The sequence below is a fragment of the Micromonospora chokoriensis genome, from assembly GCF_900091505.1.
In the GTDB taxonomy this organism is placed as follows: Bacteria; Actinomycetota; Actinomycetes; order Mycobacteriales; family Micromonosporaceae; genus Micromonospora; species Micromonospora chokoriensis.
The window spans coordinates 1,220,081-1,234,720 of the sequence record NZ_LT607409.1 but is presented as its reverse complement, the minus strand read 5'-3'; the positions used below and the strand labels follow the sequence as shown (position 1 = coordinate 1,234,720).

General features: G+C 70.5%; 13 protein-coding genes and 1 tRNA gene. 8 read left to right on the top strand and 6 right to left on the bottom strand.

Features of this window, described 5'->3' with window-relative positions:
• Nucleotides 1-53: 53 nt before the first annotated feature.
• From GA0070612_RS05790 to GA0070612_RS05780, 3 genes are all read right to left on the bottom strand, one after another.
• Nucleotides 54-863 (bottom strand): WecB/TagA/CpsF family glycosyltransferase, encoded by an 810-nt coding sequence (locus GA0070612_RS05790; protein ID WP_088986982.1) that lies wholly within the window; start codon nt 861-863, stop codon nt 54-56.
• Nucleotides 860-1,975 carry an NAD-dependent epimerase/dehydratase family protein gene (locus tag GA0070612_RS05785; RefSeq protein WP_197699312.1) on the bottom strand — a complete coding sequence of 372 codons (1,116 nt, stop codon included), beginning with the start codon at nt 1,973-1,975 and terminating at the stop codon, nt 860-862. The genes GA0070612_RS05790 and GA0070612_RS05785 overlap by 4 nt, the downstream gene beginning before the upstream one ends.
• A 64-nt stretch (nt 1,976-2,039) precedes the next feature.
• Nucleotides 2,040-2,125, bottom strand: a tRNA-Leu gene (locus tag GA0070612_RS05780).
• Nucleotides 2,126-2,332: 207 nt separating this feature from the next.
• Between GA0070612_RS05780 and GA0070612_RS05775 the strand changes: the two genes are divergently transcribed.
• Genes GA0070612_RS05775 through GA0070612_RS05740 form a run of 8 tightly spaced genes read left to right on the top strand, consistent with a single transcriptional unit; the run spans nt 2,333 to nt 12,043 of the window.
• Nucleotides 2,333-3,121, top strand: coding sequence for an FhaA domain-containing protein (locus tag GA0070612_RS05775; RefSeq protein WP_007454122.1), 789 nt, complete (start codon nt 2,333-2,335; stop codon nt 3,119-3,121).
• A 6-nt stretch (nt 3,122-3,127) separates the two neighbouring features.
• The gene (locus GA0070612_RS05770) at nt 3,128-3,613 is read left to right on the top strand and encodes an FHA domain-containing protein FhaB/FipA (RefSeq protein ID WP_088986981.1); all 486 of its coding nucleotides are present in this window, start codon (nt 3,128-3,130) and stop codon (nt 3,611-3,613) included.
• Nucleotides 3,610-5,082, top strand: coding sequence for a PP2C family protein-serine/threonine phosphatase (locus tag GA0070612_RS05765; protein WP_088986980.1), 1,473 nt, complete (start codon nt 3,610-3,612; stop codon nt 5,080-5,082). Before GA0070612_RS05770 ends, GA0070612_RS05765 begins: the two co-directional genes overlap by 4 nt.
• A 30-nt stretch (nt 5,083-5,112) precedes the next feature.
• Nucleotides 5,113-6,603 carry an FtsW/RodA/SpoVE family cell cycle protein gene (locus GA0070612_RS05760; protein WP_088986979.1) on the top strand — a complete coding sequence of 497 codons (1,491 nt, stop codon included), beginning with the start codon at nt 5,113-5,115 and terminating at the stop codon, nt 6,601-6,603.
• The gene (locus GA0070612_RS05755; RefSeq protein WP_088986978.1) at nt 6,600-8,105 is read left to right on the top strand and encodes a peptidoglycan D,D-transpeptidase FtsI family protein; all 1,506 of its coding nucleotides are present in this window, start codon (nt 6,600-6,602) and stop codon (nt 8,103-8,105) included. The genes GA0070612_RS05760 and GA0070612_RS05755 overlap by 4 nt, the downstream gene beginning before the upstream one ends.
• Nucleotides 8,105-9,514 carry a serine/threonine-protein kinase gene (locus GA0070612_RS05750; protein WP_088986977.1) on the top strand — a complete coding sequence of 470 codons (1,410 nt, stop codon included), beginning with the start codon at nt 8,105-8,107 and terminating at the stop codon, nt 9,512-9,514. Before GA0070612_RS05755 ends, GA0070612_RS05750 begins: the two co-directional genes overlap by 1 nt.
• Nucleotides 9,511-11,328, top strand: coding sequence for a Stk1 family PASTA domain-containing Ser/Thr kinase (gene pknB, locus GA0070612_RS05745; protein WP_088986976.1), 1,818 nt, complete (start codon nt 9,511-9,513; stop codon nt 11,326-11,328). The genes GA0070612_RS05750 and pknB overlap by 4 nt, the downstream gene beginning before the upstream one ends.
• 22 nt (nt 11,329-11,350) lie before the next feature.
• Nucleotides 11,351-12,043 (top strand): SanA/YdcF family protein, encoded by a 693-nt coding sequence (locus GA0070612_RS05740; RefSeq protein WP_088986975.1) that lies wholly within the window; start codon nt 11,351-11,353, stop codon nt 12,041-12,043.
• A gap of 406 nt (nt 12,044-12,449) precedes the next feature.
• On the opposite strand, the gene GA0070612_RS05735 is transcribed toward GA0070612_RS05740, so the two are convergent.
• From GA0070612_RS05735 to GA0070612_RS05725, 3 genes are read right to left on the bottom strand one after another with little or no spacing between them, the layout of a single operon-like run.
• Nucleotides 12,450-13,100 (bottom strand): aminodeoxychorismate/anthranilate synthase component II, encoded by a 651-nt coding sequence (locus GA0070612_RS05735; protein WP_088991293.1) that lies wholly within the window; start codon nt 13,098-13,100, stop codon nt 12,450-12,452.
• A 2-nt stretch (nt 13,101-13,102) separates the two neighbouring features.
• Nucleotides 13,103-13,384, bottom strand: a complete 282-nt coding sequence (locus GA0070612_RS05730; protein WP_088986974.1) for a hypothetical protein — start codon at nt 13,382-13,384, stop codon at nt 13,103-13,105.
• A gap of 3 nt (nt 13,385-13,387) precedes the next feature.
• Entirely contained in the window at nt 13,388-14,227 is an 840-nt protein-coding gene (locus GA0070612_RS05725; protein WP_408630533.1) for a class E sortase, read from the bottom strand.
• Nucleotides 14,228-14,640 lie beyond the last annotated feature (413 nt).

Genomic DNA, 14,640 nt, shown 5'->3' with positions numbered 1-14,640 from the left:
CCACGACCGAGGCCCCACCCGGAAGACCGGGTGGGGCCTCGTGTCGTACGGGGTCAGACCGAGAAGGTGGCCGGCCGTTCGTGGGCCGGCGCCGGTGGGCGGGCCTTCCAGAGGCCGATCTTCTGCGCGGCCAGCCGGCTCAGGTACGCCGGGTTGAGGATGACGTACCGGCGCCAGAGCCGCTTGGGCTCCAGCCCGAGACGCCAGAACCACTCCAGGCCGGCACGCTGCATCCACGGCGGCGGCTTGCGGAGCAGACCGGCGTGGTAGTCGAAGGCCGCGCCGACCGCCATCAGCGGCATGTCGAGCAGCGGACGCATGGCGTACGCGAAGACCTCCTGGCGGGGACAGCCGAGCCCGACCAGGACGAGCCGGGCACCGCTGGAACGGATCCGGTCGGCGATCTCGGCGTCCTCACCGGGCTCGACGGCGCGGAACTTGGACGGCTCCACCCCGGCGATCTTCAGGGCGGGGAACATCCGCTCCAGGGCCGGGATCAACCGGGCGAGGGTCTCCTCGGTCGAGCCGTACAGGTAGACCGGCAGTCCCTCGTCGGCGAAACGCGACAGCACGTGCAGGGTCAGCGTCGGCCCGTAGACCCGGTCGGTGAGGCCGGCGTTGTGCAGCAGGTTGAGCGCCCACCGCACCGGCTGCCCGTCCGGCGTGACCACGTCGAAGGAATTGAGCCGTGCGTTGTGCGCCGGGTCCAGCACCCCGGTCATCACACCGTGCACGGCCAACGCGGTCAGCGCGAGCGGACGACGCTCGTGCGCCGCGGTCACCACCGCGTCGGTCGCCGTGGCGTAGTCGGTGGCGTCCACCAGGACACCCAGCACGTTGCGTTTGGTCCGCGACGTGGTCATGACTGGGGGACCCACTTGTCCACGTTGGCCTCGTAGATCTCCCGCAGGATCATCGGCACGTCGTATGTGATCTTCCAGTCCGGGTACTGGGCCTCGAACCGCGCCATGCTGCTGACGTACCACTGGTGGTCGCCGGTGCGGTTCTGCTCGACGTAGTTGATCTGCGCCTCGCGACCGGTGATCTCCTCGGCGATCCGGAAGGCCTCGATGTGCGAGGTGTTCGAGTGCCGCCCGCCGCCGAGGTTGTAGACCTCCGCGGATCGCGGGGCCCGGAAGAACGCCTCGAACGCGCTCAGCACGTCGCGGGAGTGGATCGCGTCGCGGACCATCTTTCCCTTGTAGCCGAACAGGTTGTACGTCCGGCCCTCCATGACGCAGCGCATCAGATAGGCCAGGAACCCGTGCAGCTCGGCCGCGGAGTGGGCCGGGCCGGTCAACGTGCCGCCGCGGAAGCAGGCTGTCTTCATGTCGAAGTAGCGCCCGTACTCCTGGACCATCACGTCGGCGGCGACCTTGGAGGCACCGAAGACCGAGTGCAGCGAGCTGTCGATCGACATCTCTTCGGTGATGCCCTGGTGCCAGCGGTGGTCCTCGGGCAGCTCGTACCGTGTCTCCAGCTCGACCAGCGGCAGGCTGTTCGGCCGGTCGCCGTAGACCTTGTTGGTCGAGCAGTGGATGAACGGTGCGTCGATCGCGTGCAGGCGGGTGTTCTCCAGCATGTTGAGCGTGCCGCCGGCGTTCACGTCGAAGTCCGTGTACGGCTCCTTGGCCGCCCAGTCGTGACTCGGCTGCGCAGCGCTGTGGATCACCACGGCGATGTCCGAGCCGTACTTCTTGAACACCTGCTCCAGGCCGTCCCGGTCCCGGATGTCCACCGCGAAGTGTGTGTACGCGTTACCCAGGTCACGGCCGAGCCGTTCCAGGCTCCACGAGGTGGAGCCGTCCTCGCCGAAGAAGTACCGGCGCATGTCGTTGTCGATGCCGACCACGTCCAGGCCGAGGCCGGCGAAGTGCCGGACCGCCTCAGAGCCGATCAGGCCACCCGACCCTGTCACCAACGCGACACTCACACGCCACTCCCGGTCCATCGGAGGCAGAATCCATCGCAGCATAGCGTGACGTCCGGCACGTCCCAATATGACGGAAGGGCCCCGCATCAAGCGGAGCCCTCGTCATTGGTGGGGATGGGGGGAGTTGAACCCCCACGCCCTTTCGGGCACACGGACCTGAACCGTGCGCGTCTGCCATTCCGCCACATCCCCGTGGCACGACCCGGAACACTGTAGCCGCCCCGGCCCCGCTGTCTCCAACGGGCCTCGGGAATACTACGCTGTCCCTGGCGCTCGCCACGAGCGGTTACCGTTCGTGGCGGACGAAAGATTAGCACGACAGTCCCGGCCCTTCCGAACGGGCCGGGAGCGGCCGGCCGAGCGGCGTGTGAGCTGCGCGCGCGCCGGCCGGATACCATCATGTCCTCGGGACCCGAGGAGGAGCCGGTGAGCGTGCTGCAACGCTTCGAGAAGCGTCTGGAAGGCCTGGTCGAAGGGGCCTTCGCCAAGGTCTTCAAAGGGGTGGTCCACCCCGTGGAGATCCTCAACGCCATGCAGCGGGAGGCCGAGGCGCACAAGGCGATCCTGGCCGGTGGGCGCACGTTGGTGCCCAACCGCTACGTGATCGATCTCTCGCCGTTCGACCACAGTCGGCTGGCGCCGTACGCCGCCGCGCTGGCCCAGGAACTGGCCCAGTCGCAGGCGGAGTTCATCGGCGAGCAGGCGTGGACGGTCTACGGCGACGTGATCGTCGAGATCGAGCGAGGTGAGGGCCTGGACACGGGCATGTTCCGTGTCACGGCCGAGGTCTACACCGGCGGCGAGGTCGCCCCGGTGTCGGCACCCGGCTACGACGCCGGCCCGCCCGCCTACCCCGCGTACGACCAGGGCGGCGGCTACGGCCCGCCGCCGGGGCACGGTGGCGGTCGCAACGTGCGGCTGGTCTCCGGAGACGGTCGCACCTACCCCCTCCAGATGGGGTCCACGGTGATCGGTCGCGGCGACCAGGCCAACCTGCGCCTGCCCGACGTCGGCATCTCCCGGCGACACGCCCGGCTGGATTTCGACGGGGGCCAGGTCGTGCTGACCGACCTGGGGTCGACCAACGGCACCATGGTCAACGGGCAGCGGGTCTCCGCCGTCGCGCTGAACCCCGGTGACATGGTCCAGCTCGGCACGACGACGCTGACCTTCCGCGTGGACGGCTGACCCGCCTTGCCGGAACTGGTCATCACCGTTGCCCGGTTCGGTTTCCTGATCCTGCTGTGGATCTTCGTGTTCACGGTGGTCGGTGTGATCCGCCGGGATCTCTTTGCCGGCGCCCGGTCCGGTCGCCTGGTGGCCGCGCCACGCGCGGTGGGGGCCTCGACCGGGCAGGCGGCGAAGCCGGCGAAGGTGAAACGGGGCAGGGCGGCACACCAGCTGGTGGTGACCGCCGGTCAACTGGCCGGCACCAGGATCACTCTTGGTGAAGCGCAGATCACCATCGGTCGAGCTGAGGACTCCACCCTGGTCATCACCGACGACTACGCCTCCGCGCGACACGCCCGGCTCGTGCCGCGCGACGGGCAGTGGTACGTCGAGGACCTCGGCTCGACTAACGGCACGTACCTCGATCGCGCTAAGGTCACCGGACCAACCCCCGTCCCCCTCGGCGTGCCGATCCGGATCGGCCGCACTTCCCTCGAATTACGGCCATGACTCTGACCCTGCGCTATGCGGCCCACAGCGACCGCGGTCTGATCCGTGACGGCAATCAAGACTCCGTCTACGCCGGGCCGCGGCTACTTGCCGTTGCCGACGGTATGGGCGGTATGGCCGCCGGTGACGTCGCCAGCAACATCGTCATCGGTGCCATGGCGCCGCTCGACGAGGACGTCCCGGGCGACGCTCTCGTCGATGCGTTGCGTGCGGCCGTGGGCACCGCCAACCAACAACTCCGCGACACAGTGGACGCCAACCCGCAGCTGGAGGGGATGGGCACCACGCTCACGGCGACCCTCTTCACCGGCAGCAAGCTGGGCATGGTCCACATCGGTGACTCCCGGGCCTACCTGCTGCGTAACGGCGAGTTCGCACAGATCACCAAGGACGACACGTACGTCCAGATGCTCGTCGACGAAGGCCGCATCAGCGCCGAGGAGGCGAGCAGTCACCCACAGCGGTCGCTACTCACCCGTGCTCTGGACGGCCGGGACATCGACCCGGAATACTCCGTGCGTCAGGTCCTTCCCGGCGACCGGTACCTGATCTGCAGCGACGGCCTCTCGGGCGTGGTCAGCGCCGAGACCATCGGCGAGACCCTGCGGGAGTACACCGACCCGCAGCAGTGCGTCGAGCGGTTGGTGCAGCTCGCGCTGCGCGGCGGCGGCCCGGACAACATCACGGTGATCATCGCCGACGCGACGGACCAGGACATCGTCGAGGCGACCCCGATCGTCGGTGGCGCCGCCGCCCGCGACCGGGGCATGGCGACCTCCGCCGACGACTCGACGCCGGCCGCCCGGGCCTCGGCGCTCTCCGCGCCCCGCCCACCCGCCCCCGAGGAGCCGGCCGCCGCCGACGACGACGAGTCGGACCGGCCGAAGCGCCGCCCGGTGCGGACCGCCGCCATGGCGTTGGCCCTGCTGGTCATCGTCGGCGGGGCAGGCTTCGGCGGTTGGACGTACACCCAGCGGCAGTACTACGTGGGTGCCACCGAGGAGGGGCAGGTCGCCGTCTTCCGTGGCGTCCAGGGTCAGATCGCCGGAATGGACCTCTCCACCGTGCACCGGCGCAGCGGCACCCGACTGGACGACCTCACGGTCGCCGCTCAGGACACCGTCAAGGTCGGCATCCGGGCCAAGAACGAGCCGGACGCCGAGCGGCAGCTCGCCGAGCTGACCAGTGACACCCCGAGCAACCCCAACCTGAAGCCGCTCTGTCCGCTCGACCCGACCAGCACCGCCGGCGGCACTCCGTCGCCCCCGCAGGTCGTCACGACGCCGATCCCGAACGGCAGCCCGAGTGCCGACGCGTCGGCGACCCCCAACGGGGTCGCCAGCGCGAGCCCGACCGTCGGTGCCACCGACGCCGTCGGTGCTACCGGCACGACCACCACACCCGACGTCACGCCCTCCGACTCGGCCACGCCGGCGCTCGACCCGGCCGGTTGCCGGTCTCCTGAGTGAGCGTCGGCTGAGATACCGAGGACTCCACCCGTGACCGTAGCGGCCACACCGGCACCCTCGCCCGCGACCGCGGGCGAGCAGTCCGGCGTACGCCTGGCGCGGTCGCGCCGCAACGCCGAGTTGTCCCTGCTGCTTCTCGCGATGGTGCTGGTGGCCGCGTACGGGGCGACCGTCGAGGCGAACCTGCTGGACACTGTCACAGCGGATTTCTGGATGCCCGCCGCCGCTCTCGGCGCGGTCTTCCTCGGGCTGCACCTGGTCATCCGGTTCCTCGCCCCGTTCGCCGACCCGGCGCTGCTGCCGGCGGTGGCCCTGCTCAACGGGCTCGGCGTGGGCTTCCTGCGCCGGATCGACCTGGGCGAGGCGCCGGTCGCCGACCGGGAGAACCTGGCGATCTTCGCCGGCATCGGTGGGCGGCAGTTGGCGTGGACGCTCGGTGCGGTGATCCTCGCCGCCGGCCTGCTCGCCATCATGCGCGACCACCGGTCGATCTCGCGATACGCGTACACCCTGGGGTTGGCCGGCATCGTGCTGGTGATGCTCCCGGCGGTACTGCCGGCGAGCATCTCCGAGAGGAACGGCGCGAAGCTGTGGATCGACCTCGGCGCCTTCTCCATCCAGCCGGGTGAGTTCGCCAAGCTGGCGCTGCTGGTCTTCTTCGCCTACTACCTGGTCCGCAAGCGCGAGGTGCTGTCCCTGGCCAGCCGACGCTTCCTCGGCGTCGACTTCCCCCGCGGACGGGACCTCGGCCCGGTGATCGGCGTCTGGCTGGTCAGCCTCCTGGTGCTCGTGTTCGAGAAGGACCTGGGCACCTCGCTGCTCTACTTCGGCATGTTCGTGGTGACCCTCTACATCGCCACCGAACGGGTCAGCTGGCTGCTGATCGGTCTGGTCCTCTTCTTCGGCGGCGCCTACCTCGCCTACGTGCTCGGTTCGACGGTCGGCGGGCCGTTCGCCAACTTCTACCTGCGGGCGGAGATCTGGCTGGACCCGTTCGCCGACCCCACCGACAAGGGCTACCAACTCGTCCAGGGGCTACTCGCCCTGGGCACCGGTGGGCTCTTCGGTGCCGGGCCGGGCGGTGGCCAACCGGACATCCTGCCCGAGGTGCAGAACGACTTCATCTTCGCCGGCATCGGTGAGGAGCTCGGTCTCTTCGGCCTCTCCGCGCTGCTCGTCGTCTACCTGCTGATCGTGGAGCGGGGGCTGCGGGCCGCGCTCGCGGTACGGGACTCGTTCGGCAAGCTCCTCGCGGGTGGTCTCGCGTTCACCCTCGGCCTCCAGGTCTTCGTGATCGTCGGCGGCATCAGCAAGCTCATCCCGCTGACCGGTCAGACCACGCCGTTCCTGTCCGCCGGTGGCTCGTCGTTGATGGCGAACTGGCTGCTCATCGCGGTGCTGTTGCGGGTCTCCGACGGAGCCCGCCGGCCGCTGGCAGGGGGTGCCGCCAAGGCTGCCCGGCCCGCCGGTGGCCCGCCGGAGCAGATTCACGGTGCCCCCACGGAGGTGATCAAGCCGTGAACGCACCTCTGCGCCGGGTCGGCGTCGTCGTCATGGTCCTGTTCGGCCTGCTCTTCGCCAACCTCAACTGGGTCCAGTTCCAGAAGGCCGACGAATACCGCACCAGCGACTACAACGGTCGGGTCCAGGTCGCCGACTACAAGCGCAAGCGGGGCAACATCGAGGCCGGCGGCACCGCGCTGGCCACCAGCAAGGAGACCACCGGCAACCTCAAGTTCCTGCGGACCTACCCGGGCGGCGCCAAGTACGCTCACGTGCTCGGCTACAAGCCGGTCAACCTGGCCGACCAGGGCATCGAAAAGGCGGAGAACGACTTCCTGGCCGGCACCAGCGACCAGCTGCTCGGCGACCGGCTGAAGGACATGTTCACCGGGGACGACAGCGGTGGCGGCAATGTGTTGCTCACGCTCTCCAAGCGGGCCCAGGACGTGGCGTACGACCAGCTGCGCAACAACCAGGTGGGGGCGAAGAAGGGCGCGGCCATCGCCATCGACCCGCGTACCGGGGCGGTGCAGGCGTTGGTGTCCATGCCCAGCTTCGATCCGAACCCGCTGGCCAGCCACGACAGCAAGGAAGCTGCCGCCGCGTACTCCAAGCTGGAGCAGGACCCGGAGGGCCCGCTGAAGAACCGGGCGCTCTCCGAGACGCTGCCGCCGGGCTCCACCTTCAAGATCGTGGTGGCAGCGGCGGCGCTGGAGAACGGCGTCACCAAGACGACCCAGATCCCGGCCGGTTCCAGCTACACCCCGCCCACCTCGGGCACCCCGATCCGCAACGCCGCCCCGTCGATCTGCCCGGAGGCGAAGGTCACCCTGCTGGAGGCGGTCACCGAGTCGTGCAACACGGGCTTCGCCCAGCTCGGTGTGCAGCTCGGGGCCGACGCCGTGAAGGAGAAGGCGCGGCAGTTCGGTTTCGAGCAGGACGACCTCACCATCGGCCAGCTCGGCGAGGACGGCCTGCCCACGGCGGCCAGCCGGACCGGGGACATGCAGAACCCGGACGGCACCACCGACCCGGCGGCGCTGGCCCAGTCCTCGATCGGGCAGAACAACGTCCGGATGACCCCGCTCGAGGGCGCCATGATCGCCGGCGCGATCGCGAACAGTGGCAAGCAGATGCGGCCGTACCTGGTCCGCCAGCTGCTCGCCCCGGACCGGACCACCAGCTACTACACCGCCAGCGCCCGGGAGCTGCGCCAGCCGGTCAGCTCGCAGGTCTCCACCGACCTTCGCGAGATGATGGTCAGCGTGGTCCAGAAGGGCACCGGCCGGAAGGCCGCGATCAGCGGTTACACGGTCGGCGGTAAGACCGGCACCGCGCAGTCCGCCCCGGACCGGCCCGACCACGGCTGGTTCATCGGCTTCGCGATGGACAAGAACGGCAACCCGGTCTCCGCGGTCTGCGTGATGCTCGAACAGGCCGGCCCCGGCGGCAGCGCCGAGGCGGCCCGGATCGCCGGTCAGATCATGCGCGCCGCCATCAACGACCCCGGGGGTCGCTGATGCTCAGCCCCGGCGTCCAGCTCGGCAACCGCTACCGTCTCGACGAGCGGATCGCCAGCGGCGGCATGGGCGACGTCTGGCGCGGCACCGACCAGGTGCTCGGCCGTACGGTCGCGGTGAAGAGCCTGCTCCCCGCGCTGCTCGACGACCCGGACTTCGGCGAGCGGTTCCGCGGCGAGGCCCGCACCATGGCCACCATCAACCACCCCGGCGTGGTGGACGTCTACGACTTCGGTAACGACCAGCAGATCGCGTTCCTGGTCATGGAGTACGTCGAGGGCGACGCGCTGTCCTCCACGCTGAGCCGCGTCGGGCGGCTCACGCCAGCCCGGACGATGGCGCTCGTCGCCCAGGCCGCGGACGCGCTGCACGCCGCCCACGAGAAGGGCATCGTGCACCGCGACGTGAAGCCGGGCAACCTGCTCGTCCGGCCGAACGGCACGCTGGTGCTCACCGACTTCGGCATCGCCCGCTCCGACATGGTCGGCCAGCTCACCGCCGCCGGTTCGGTTCTCGGCACCGCCTCGTACATCTCGCCGGAGCAGGCGACCGGCGGCGTCGCCACCCCGGCGTCCGACGTGTACGCGCTCGGCGTGGTCGCGTACCAGTGCCTCGCCGGGCGGCGACCGTTCGAGGGCGACAATCCGCTCGACATCGCGATGAAGCACGTACGGGAGAAGCCCCGGCCGTTGCCGGCGGACATCCCGCCGCAGGTGCGGGCCGTGGTGGAACGGGCCCTGGCGAAGGATCCGGCCGCCCGCTGGCCCAGCGCGGCCGCTCTCGCCGGTGTCGCTCGCCAGCTCAAGGCGACGCTCTCCCAGCAGGCCAGATCGGGTGCCAACTCCGCGCCGATCTCCGCAGCGCCAGCCTCGCCCGCCGCGCCCGGCCGGGCCCAGGTGCCGCAGGCGCACCACATGCGTCCGCCGGGTGCCCGCCCGCCGGTCGCCGGGCCGAGGCCGAGCGCCGTCGCGCCGGCCCAGCAGCCGCGACCCACCGCCATCGCGCCGGCCGTCCAGCCCGGCCGCCCGCCGGCCGCACCGAACGGCTACCCGCGCGGTGCCGCAGCGGTGCCGTCGGCACCGCCCCGCCAGGAACACCCGCCGGCGTACGTCCGGCAGGCCGGACCGTCGGCGCCAGCACCCGGACCCCGCCGGTCCAGTCCCGGAATGGTGCTTCTCGCCATCCTGCTGGCAGTGCTGGTCCTGGTTTGCTCCGGCGTGATTTCCTACAGCTTGCGGAAGCAGTCGCAGGCCGGTGAACCCGCCGGGCTGACTCCGCGCGCCGTGACGTCCGGCGCGCTACGACTCGACGGACGCGACGATCCGACAGTGACGTCGTACCGTCGGGAGGTACGACTCCAGCCGGACGGCGGCGGGACGACGACGAGCGAAGGACGACAGACGCGATGACAGCGCAGGCCCGCCTGCTCGGTGGCAGGTACCAGGTCGGCGAGCTGCTCGGCTACGGCGGCATGGCCGAGGTGCACCGCGGACGCGACCTCCGGCTCGGTCGGGACGTCGCGATCAAGATGCTCCGCACCGACCTGGCCCGGGACGCGACGTTCCAGATGCGCTTCCGCCGGGAGGCACAGAACGCCGCGTCGCTCAACCACCCGGCGATCGTGGCGGTCTATGACACCGGCGAGGAGACCGCGCCGACCGGCGAGACACTGCCGTTCATCGTCATGGAGTTCGTCAACGGGCGGACCCTCAAGGAGGTCCTCGGCGCCGAGGGCCGGTTGCAGCCGCGCCGCGCGCTGGAGATCTGCGCCGACATGTGCGCCGCGCTGGAGTTCAGCCACCGGCACGGCATCATCCACCGCGACATCAAGCCGGGCAACGTGATGCTCACGCAGACCGGCCAGGTCAAGGTGATGGACTTCGGCATCGCCCGCGCGCTCGCCAGCGGTGCGACCACCATGACGCAGACCAGCGCGGTGATCGGCACGGCGCAGTACCTGTCCCCGGAGCAGGCGCGCGGCGAGGCCGTCGACGCCCGCTCCGATGTGTACGCCGCCGGCTGCGTCCTCTTCGAACTGGTCTGCGGCCACCCACCGTTCGTGGGGGACAGCCCGGTCAGTGTCGCCTACCAGCACGTACGGGAGACGCCGCCGACGCCGAGCGACATCAACCCGGACGTCACCCCGGCCATCGACGCGATCGTCCTCAAGGCGCTCTCGAAGAACCCGCTGAACCGCTACCAGAGCGCCGGCGAGATGCGGGCCGATCTGCTCCGCGCCGCCGCCGGTCGGCCCGTGCTGGCCACCCCGGTGATGCGTGAGGCGGAGACGGTGGCGATGGCCCCGGCCGGCGGTGGGGTTGGCTACCCGGCTCCTACCCGTGGACCGCAGACCGGGCAGATGGCCCGGGTCGGTGACCCGCGCCAGCGCAAGGCGTCCTCCTGGCTGATCGCGACGTTCAGTGCCGTGGGTGTGCTGGCGGTGATCGCCCTGGTCGCTGCCCTGCTCTGGAGCCAACAGCAGGACAAGGCCAACAAGTCGGTGCCGAACCTGGTCGGCAAGAGTCAGGCCGCCGCGGTCGCCGAGATCCGTGGTGCCGATCTGCAACCGCAGGTGGGCGAATCCATCCTGGCCAACGACTGCACCAAGGGCACCGTTGCGAAGCAGAATCCCGAGCCGGCCACCCGGCTGAAGCAGGCCAGCACGGTGACCATCCAGCTCTGCGGTGGCAAGCCGGACGTGCGGATCCCCGGCAATCTGGTCAACGCGCAGTTTGAAACCGTCAAGATCCAACTCGAGGACCTGGGGTTGAAGGTCGAGGAGAAGAAGGTCGACAACCCGGCGCAGGAGGGCATCGTCCTCAAGCTGACGCCGCCGACGGGGACGACCGTCCCGCAGGACACCAAGGTCGTCGTCGAGGTCTCCAAGGGCAACGTCAACAAGGTGCCCAACGTGATCAACTCGACGCGGGACGAGGCCGTCCAGGAGCTTCGCGAGGCGGGTTACAAGGTCGATGTCCGCGACGGCGACGAGGTGCCGGCCAGCCTGGCCGGTCGGGTGCAGAAGCAGAACCCGAGTTCGGGCACCTCGCTGGCCAAGGACAAGACGGTGACCATCGAGATCGGCGTCCCGGAGAAGGTCGTCGACCCGACGCCAACGGGCACGCCGACGGGTACGCCGACAGGCACGCCGCCCACCACCCCCGGTGGCGGTGGCGGCGGCCTGCCGTTCCCGCCCCCGCCGAGCCGGCTCTCCGAGGACTAGACCCCAGGGTTCCGGCGTCGCGATGACCGACGTGGAGGCTTCCGGCGCTCCGGGGCGCGGGCGAGTGCGCTGCCTCCGACGCCTCGCCGTCCTGGGTGTCGCCGTGCTGGTTCTCACCAGCCTTCCGTGGCTGTGGACGACGTTCACCGCCCGTGGGCACGTGTACGCCGAAGCCGATGCGCCGTCCGCCGACGTGGTGATCGTCCTCGGCACGGCCGTGGCGGCGGACCGGCAGCGGCCATCCGACCGGCTCGCCGGCCGCCTGGAGACCGCCGCCGCGCTGGTGACCAGCGGACGAGCCAGAGTAGTACTCGTGTCGGGCGACGGTGGGGGCACGTCAGGCGACGAGCCAGCCGTGATGACCTCGTACCTCACCGAGCGTGGTATCGACCCGCGCCGCGTCGTGGCCGACCCGTTCGGCCTGGACACCCACGACAGTTGCGCCCGGGCCCGTCAGGTGTACGGCGTCGAGCGGGCCCTGATCGTGACCCAGTCCTACCACCTGTCCCGGGCGGTCACGCTGTGCCGATACCTCGGGCTCGACGTCGACGGGGTGGTCGCCAGGTGCGACGGTTGCGGTGCCGCCCTGCTCGCCGAGAAGTCCGTCCGGGACTTCTTCGCCAGCGGCAAGGCGGCGTGGGACGCGGCCCGGGGCCGTTCGCCGGCGGTCCACTCACCCCCCGATCCGGCGATCCAGAACGCGCTGCCCGGCTGAACCATTCGCCGGGGCCTTGGCGATCGGCCCTGAACAAACCACGGCGGTGGTCCGTGCTGGCCGTCACGCTCCGTGTTGGCTGTGGTGGTCCGCGCTGGCTGCACGGTTCGTGCCGGCCACGGCGGTCTGCGCTGGCCACAGCGGTTGCGTTGACCGACGCCGCGACGGCCGCCACAGACTCAACCACAGCCTTTGCTCTGCACCCACCGGTGCGACGCTCACGCACCGTAACTGGTGCACGGGTGGGTGCAGAGCAAAGGGAGGGTGCACGGTCATCGGCTGCGGGCTGCGGGCTGCGGGCTGCGGGCCTGTTCTGGGGTCACGCTGTTGGGTTGCAACCGTGCACGCGGCCATCGCCGACCGCCCCGGCGTCAGCCGGGGCGACACAGCTGATGGTCTGTCGACCTCAGTTGCTGGCGAAGGCGGCGAGCCGGCGGGCGTCGACCTCGGCGGCGAGCGCGGGCGCGCGCTCCAACGCCTCCTGGTGACCGCAACCGGCGAGCCAGTTCGCCAACATCAGGTGGCCGCCCTCGGTGAGCACCGATTCCGGGTGGAACTGGACGCCCTCGATGGGAAGCGTCCGGTGCCGCATCGCCATCACCACGCCGGAGCCGGTCCAACCGGTCACCTCAAGCTCGTCCGGCAGGGTCTCGGGGAGCACGGCGAGCGAGTGGTACCGGGTGGCGGTGAACGGGTCCGGCAGACCGGCGAGGACGCCCACCGAGTGGTGCCGCACCTCGGAGGTCTTGCCGTGCAGCAGTTCGGGGGCGCGCGTCACGGTCGCACCGAACGCCTCACCGATCGCCTGGTGACCCAGGCAGACTCCGAAGATCGGCAGCTCGCCCGCGTACTCCCGGATGACGTCCAGGCAGATGCCGGCGCGGTCGGGGCTGCCCGGCCCGGGCGAGAGCAGGATGCCGTCCGCCCCCACCCTGCCCACCTCGGCGACGTCGATCTCGTCGTTGCGGCGGACCTCGCAGTCCACGCCGAGCTGGCCCAGGTACTGCACGATGTTGAAGACGAACGAGTCGTAGTTGTCGATCACCAGGACGCGCACGGTCACCTGCTCGGCGAGGACGACGGGACCGGGTTGTTGCGGTCGGTGTCGTACGGCAGGTCGTGCTCGTCGCCGGCCGGGGTCTCCCCGGTCACCGGGGCGTCGTTGCCCGACTCGGCGGGGACACCGGACTCGACCTGCACGTCGTCGAACGGCAGCAGAGGTTCGGCCCACGGGAAGGCGACATACCAGAGCAGGGCCACAGTGGCGGCTACCAGGAGCACCGAGCCGGTCAGCTTTCCGACCAGGCCGAACGGCAGCTTGCGCCAGATGAACGCGTACATCGCTCAGCCTCCCAGCTCGGTCGGCCGGCCCGCCGACTTGGGCTGGGACCGGTCCAGTTCGGCGTGGATGATCAGGCGCTGGTAGTTGTCGAACTTCGGATTGCACGTGGTCAGGGTGAGCATGCGCTTGGTGGCCTTCTTGTTCGGCTCGCCGGGCACCGGCGCGACCACTTCGACCTGCGTCGGTCGGACGATCCGCGACTGCGACACCCGGTAGACGTACCAGTCGGTCTTGCTCTCGACCACGATCGGGTCACCGTCCTGGAGCTCGTCCAGCCGCCAGAAGGTTGCCCGGTTACGGTGACCGGCCACGGAGAAGTTGCCGACCTGGCCGGGCAACGCGCTGGCCGGGTAGTGACCCGGGGCGTAGCGGATGTCCTCCTGGGTGACGCCTTCGACCACGACCCAGTTCTTGTCGAGCTTCGGGATGTAGAGGCCCGCGATCGGCTTGCCGCGTACCGGCGGCGACGGTTTGACACTCGGCCCGGCCGACGGCACCACCGTCGGGTCGTCCGTCGGGCCCCACTCCTGCGCGAGCTGGTTGTTGAGGTCGTTCTGGTGGGCGTCGACGATGGCCGACTTGCCCCAGACCTCGTAGCCGGCGAAGAGCAGCACCACGAGGCCGAAGGTGATCAGAACCTCGCCCGTGACGCGGATGCCGGTGCGTATCCGGGAGCCGAGCGACGGCCGGGTGAGCTCGGAGTAGACGCTCTTGTAGCCCTCGCCGGTCTGGTGTGGCCGGAGTTGGACGACCCGTTCGCCCCGCCGGGGTCGGGGAGGCTCGCCGGAGGTGTCGTCATCGGCCGGATCCCCGGGGACGGACGAGCGGGGGACAGCGCCCATCAGCGCCGTCGAGTCCATCGCCGGCGGCCGGGCAGCGGGCGCGGTGGGCAGGGTCGGGATCAGCGCGGTGGCGGCCGGATCGAAGCCGCGATCAGAGCCAGCCGGAGGGACCTGGCCCGACGCTGCGGACGGGACACGGCCGGGACCGCCCGGGGGGACACGACCGGGCGCACTCGAGGAGGAACTCTCCTGGCCGGCTGCCGGGAGGCGGTCAGGCGCGGCCGGTGAGACCGGTGCCGCCGGGGAACCGGTGGGACGCCCAGGCCCGGCGGTGACCTGCGGAATGATCGCGGTCGGCGAGTCGGCCACCGACGACGTCGAGGGGGCGGACGGAACCGCCCTGCTCGGCGTGCCGGAGGGCGAGTTGGTGGGCATCGCAGCGGGCGCGGCGGAGCCGGTCGAGGTCGGACCTG

Bases quoted from the DNA above. Each gene is read 5' to 3' on its own strand.
- GA0070612_RS05790 (WP_088986982.1), bottom strand. From the start codon at position 863: ATGACCACGTCGCGGACCAAACGCAACGTGCTGGGTGTCCTGGTGGAC.
- GA0070612_RS05785 (WP_197699312.1), bottom strand. From the start codon at position 1,975: ATGCTGCGATGGATTCTGCCTCCGATGGACCGGGAGTGGCGTGTGAGT.
- GA0070612_RS05775 (WP_007454122.1), top strand. From the start codon at position 2,333: ATGTCCTCGGGACCCGAGGAGGAGCCGGTGAGCGTGCTGCAACGCTTC.
- GA0070612_RS05765 (WP_088986980.1), top strand. From the start codon at position 3,610: ATGACTCTGACCCTGCGCTATGCGGCCCACAGCGACCGCGGTCTGATC.
- GA0070612_RS05750 (WP_088986977.1), top strand. From the start codon at position 8,105: ATGCTCAGCCCCGGCGTCCAGCTCGGCAACCGCTACCGTCTCGACGAG.
- pknB (WP_088986976.1), top strand. From the start codon at position 9,511: ATGACAGCGCAGGCCCGCCTGCTCGGTGGCAGGTACCAGGTCGGCGAG.
- GA0070612_RS05740 (WP_088986975.1), top strand. From the start codon at position 11,351: ATGACCGACGTGGAGGCTTCCGGCGCTCCGGGGCGCGGGCGAGTGCGC.
- GA0070612_RS05730 (WP_088986974.1), bottom strand. From the start codon at position 13,384: ATGTACGCGTTCATCTGGCGCAAGCTGCCGTTCGGCCTGGTCGGAAAG.
- GA0070612_RS05725 (WP_408630533.1), bottom strand. From the start codon at position 14,227: ATGGGCGCTGTCCCCCGCTCGTCCGTCCCCGGGGATCCGGCCGATGAC.